The sequence below is a fragment of the bacterium genome, from assembly GCA_027622355.1.
Lineage (GTDB): Bacteria > UBA8248 > UBA8248 > UBA8248 > UBA8248 > JAQBZT01.
Genome location: JAQBZT010000264.1, coordinates 1 through 4,056 on the forward strand (window position 1 = coordinate 1; position 4,056 = coordinate 4,056).

6 protein-coding genes are annotated in these 4,056 nt (G+C 62.7%); 3 read left to right on the forward strand and 3 right to left on the reverse strand.

What is annotated here, in order from left to right:
• Positions 1 to 458 (reverse strand): hypothetical protein (locus O2807_12975; protein MDA1001412.1); only part of this gene is annotated, 458 nt, incomplete at its 3' end.
• Between the two features lie 48 nt (positions 459 to 506).
• Positions 507 to 1,115 carry a hypothetical protein gene (locus tag O2807_12980; protein MDA1001413.1) on the reverse strand — a complete coding sequence of 203 codons (609 nt, stop codon included), beginning with the start codon at positions 1,113 to 1,115 and terminating at the stop codon, positions 507 to 509.
• A gap of 77 nt (positions 1,116 to 1,192) precedes the next feature.
• On the opposite strand from O2807_12980, the gene miaB reads away from it, so the two are divergent.
• From miaB to O2807_12995, 3 genes are read left to right on the forward strand one after another with little or no spacing between them, the layout of a single operon-like run.
• Entirely contained in the window at positions 1,193 to 2,599 is a 1,407-nt protein-coding gene (gene miaB, locus O2807_12985; GenBank protein ID MDA1001414.1) for a tRNA (N6-isopentenyl adenosine(37)-C2)-methylthiotransferase MiaB, read from the forward strand.
• The gene (locus O2807_12990) at positions 2,593 to 3,132 is read left to right on the forward strand and encodes a bifunctional nuclease family protein (GenBank protein ID MDA1001415.1); all 540 of its coding nucleotides are present in this window, start codon (positions 2,593 to 2,595) and stop codon (positions 3,130 to 3,132) included. The genes miaB and O2807_12990 overlap by 7 nt, the downstream gene beginning before the upstream one ends.
• A gap of 57 nt (positions 3,133 to 3,189) precedes the next feature.
• Positions 3,190 to 3,828, forward strand: a complete 639-nt coding sequence (locus O2807_12995) for a histidine phosphatase family protein (GenBank protein ID MDA1001416.1) — start codon at positions 3,190 to 3,192, stop codon at positions 3,826 to 3,828.
• A gap of 40 nt (positions 3,829 to 3,868) precedes the next feature.
• On the opposite strand, the gene O2807_13000 is transcribed toward O2807_12995, so the two are convergent.
• A partial coding sequence (locus O2807_13000; protein ID MDA1001417.1) for a hypothetical protein occupies positions 3,869 to 4,056 on the reverse strand: 188 nt, incomplete at its 5' end.

Consider the following 4,056-nt stretch of genomic DNA (forward strand, 5'->3'; position numbering starts at 1 on the left):
CGGCCGCTCCGCGGATAGCTCTGCAACGAGCGACCGTGCTGATCGTGAAGAACAGCGCCGGGGCCCAACTCACGGATGATGGGCGCCTCGGCGTTCCGGGCGAGGGCAAAAGCGTTGATCCAGGCATGGACCCGCAGGGGGCCGGCTTTTTCCAGCAGGTAGGCAAGCGGGTCGCGGCCCGCCCGCCGGGCGGGGCGGTCATCCGCCAGGCGCGTGGGGAACCAGGCGCGGCCGCTGCGGTAGACCTGGACATAAAGATCGGTCACGCCCGAGGCGCGGGCCTGCGATATGAGCCGATCCATCTTTTGAACACTGTCCAGCGTCCGGTTTGTGCCCTCCGCCTGGACCCACAGGCCGACCTCGAAGTCGCCCCAGAGGAAAGTACCGTAGCGCGTACAGCCCGCCGCCGCGGCAAGGGCGAGGAGAAGTGCGAGGGCGATGCGGCGCAGGTCAAGCATGTCGGCGTCCGGGGCGGATGAGAATGAATATGCTCTTATGGCATGTTTTTATTGTATCTTCCTGATGAGCGCATAACCTTCCTGGAGAAGCGATTGCCTGCGCTCTGCCGTCAGCGAATCGGTACCTGCGCCCTCCGCCGAGAGAATTCCCTCCGCGGCGAGTCCCAGCTCCGGCGCCATTGTGCGCAATACCGCCCAGGTCCCCCCCGCGATGGCGCAGGCGAGAGCGACGTCGTCCCCGCCGGAGATTCGGGAAAAATCAGCCGCCGTCACTTCGGGCGCCCCGGGGGGCAGCGTGCCCAGGGAGGGGGCATTCACCAGGAGCCTTCCTTCCGGCAAAAGGGCGTTTCCCATCGGCGGGATCACGGCGAGCAGCGGGTCGCACACCACCTCCAGGTCATAGTGCCGGGGGATGGCCCTGTTCATTAATTCATCCCGGCTCAGCCGGGCGATGGCCCGGTCGGGCGAACCGGGAGCGGCGGGCCACATCAGGGTGCGCACCTGGCAGGAGAGGCCAGCCGCGTTGGCGCACGCACCGAAGAGCTGCGCGGCCAGAAGGAAAATGCTCTCCTCCCGCAGCGCCCTTCGGCCGTGAAAGCAGACGATCCGCACGCTGGCTCCCCGCCGGGCCCGAAGGAAGAACCCCAGATAAACCAATCCTTTCCCACGTTGACACGATTTTCCGCCTCTCGCAATATACGGGGCTGATTGTCTCGTATTTTCAGGAGATTTCTGTGGGCAAGCGATTCAAGATCTTTACCTACGGCTGCCAGATGAACCGCTACGATACCGAAACCATCTCGGGCCATCTGGAAGAGGCGGGCTACACCTCCTGTGAGGACGCCGGCGAGGCGGATCTCATCCTCCTGAACACCTGCTCCATCCGCGACAAGGCCGAGCAGAAAGTGTACAGCCAGCTCGGCCGCCTCAAGGCCCTCAAGGAGCAGAATCCCGGTCTCAAGATCGGCGTGTGCGGCTGCTTTGCCACCCGCGAAGGGGAGACCATCGCCAAGCGCCATAGTGCGGTCGATCTCGTTTTCGGGACCCAGAACATCGCGAAGCTGCCCGCCCTTCTTCGCGAGGAGGAAGGCGGCCGGGTGGTGGATGTCCAGGCCATCGCGCCGGATTTCGATGAGTTGGCCCCAATCCGGCGCGAGGGCGGGCTCAGCGCCTACGTCAGCATCGCGCGCGGCTGCGATAACTACTGCACCTTCTGCGTTGTCCCCTACACGCGCGGCCCCGAGTGGAGCAAGCCGAGCCGGCTGATCGTTGAGGAGGTGGAGCGGACGGTCGAGGAGGGATTCCGGGAGGTGATGCTCCTGGGGCAGAACGTCAATTCCTATGGGGGAAAGATGCCCGGCGAACTCACCTTCGGGGGGCTGCTCCGCCGCCTCGATCGGGTTGAGGGTCTCGAGCGCGTCCGCTTCATGACCTCGCACCCGAAGGATTGCGACGAGGACATGATCGGCGCCATGGCCGAATGCGACAAAGTCTGCGAACACCTGCACCTGCCGGTGCAGTCCGGCTCGGATGACGTGCTGCGGCGGATGCAGCGGGGCTACACGGCGGAGGAATATCTTTCCAACGTATCCCTTTTCCGCGCGCTTGTTCCGGGCGGCGTACTGACCTCGGACGTCATCGTCGGCTTTCCCGGCGAGACGGATCGGGATTTCGAGCAGACCCTCCGGGTGATGGAAGAGGCGTGCTACGACAACATTTATCTGTTCAAGTACTCCCCCCGCCCCGGCACCCCCGCCTTCGGGATGACGAACCTTGTCCCCGATGAGGTGACAACGGAGCGGTTCAACGCGGCGGCCCGGCTGCAGCGCGAACTGTCGGATCGCCTGCACCGCGCCCTGGAGGGCACCGCGCTGGAGGTGATGGTGGAGGGTGAGGTTTCTTCAAGGAATTCAACGTCATCGGCATGCGAGAGCTGCCCGGTTGCGCCGGAGGATGTTTCCGAATCCCGGAAAAAATATTCGGGTCGCAGCCGGGGGAATCACAGGGTACAATTCATGGCAGCGGGTTTTTCTCCCCGTCCCGGCGATTGTGTCGAGGTGGGAATCCTCCGCGGGGGGGTACATGCTTTGGATGGAGTGTCGCCCGCAGGTGCGCTCGTGATGGAGGAAAGCGAATCGTGATTGAAATGAAGGTGAAAGGCCTGACCCTCGATCCGTTGACCAACGTGCCGATCGTGATTCTCCACGAACTCGAAGGGGAGCGTACGCTGCCCATTTGGGTCGGAATTTTCGAGGCGCATGCGATTGCGCGCGAGATTGAAAATTTCCAGACGCCGCGCCCCATGACCCATGACCTCATCAAAAACGTCATTGCCGGCCTCAACGGAGAAGTCAGCCGGATCGTGGTGAGCGATCTTCGGGACAATACTTTTTTCGCCGAGATCTGCCTCCGCTGCAATGGTACGGAAGTGACCATCGACTCTCGCCCTTCCGACGCCATCGCGCTCGCCCTCCGGACGGACGCGACGATCTTTGTCGAAGAAAAAGTGCTGGAGGAGGCCAAGAGCATCGAATTTGCCGAACCCGAACCCAAGGATGCGGAAGGGGGCTTTGAAGGACAGGCCGAACGCCCGTCGGCAGGGGAAGATCCCGAGGATGTGAAAAAGTGGCTCGAGGATCTGAAGCCGGATGACTTCCTGAAATTCGACAACTAGCGTCCCGGGCGCCTCTCTCATGCCCCTCTGTGATCCATCCCCGTACCGGAGATTTTCTTGCTTCTCTATCTGTTGCGTCATGGCGAAACCGCCTGGAACGCCGAGCGCCGCATCCAGGGCGTATCGGATACGCCCCTGAACGAAGTCGGCCGCGCCCAGGCAGAAGCGCTGGTCACGGCGTTGAAGGATCGCCCGATCGAATTCGTCGCCACAAGCCCCCTGCGGCGCGCCCGTGAGACGGCGGAGATCCTTGCGGAGGCACTCTCGGTTTCCATCGAGGAGGTGCCCGGCCTCTCCGAGCTGGATCAGGGGGAACTCGAAGGCAAGAAAATCGAGGAGCTTCAAGAGGGGTACAACGGTTTTTTCGACCTGTGGGAACGGACGCCCGCCGCCGTGCGCATGCCGGGCGGGGAGACCCTTGGCGAGCTTCAGGAAAGAGCCTGGGCGGCCATGGAGGAACTTCGCGAGCGCCACGCCGGCCGGACGTTCGCCGCGGTCAGCCACAATCTTGCTATCTCCACCATCTTGTGCCGCATCCTGGGGATGGATCTGAACCAGATCCGCCGCCTCCGGCAGCACAACGCTTCCCTGAATATTGTGGAGCACTCCGGCAAGCGGGGATGGAGCGCGGTCACGGTGAACAGCCTGGCGCATTTGCGGGAAGTGGCCCGAACGGGCCAAAACCCGTATCTTTGATGGCGGCGGAAAGAGAAGGAAGGAAAAGGGAGAAGCGCGCTCAGTCGGTTTCTTCCCGGTCGCTCTCGGAGACGGTGCGGTAGTAGTGCTGGATGTCCTCCACGAGCCGGTCAACCTCGTTCCGCGGTTTGAGCTTGTTCATGATCTTGAAGCGGAAGAAAAGATAAAACGCGACAAAACCCAGGAGAAAACCCAACGCCAGCCCGTCGAAGAAAACCTGGTAGTTGC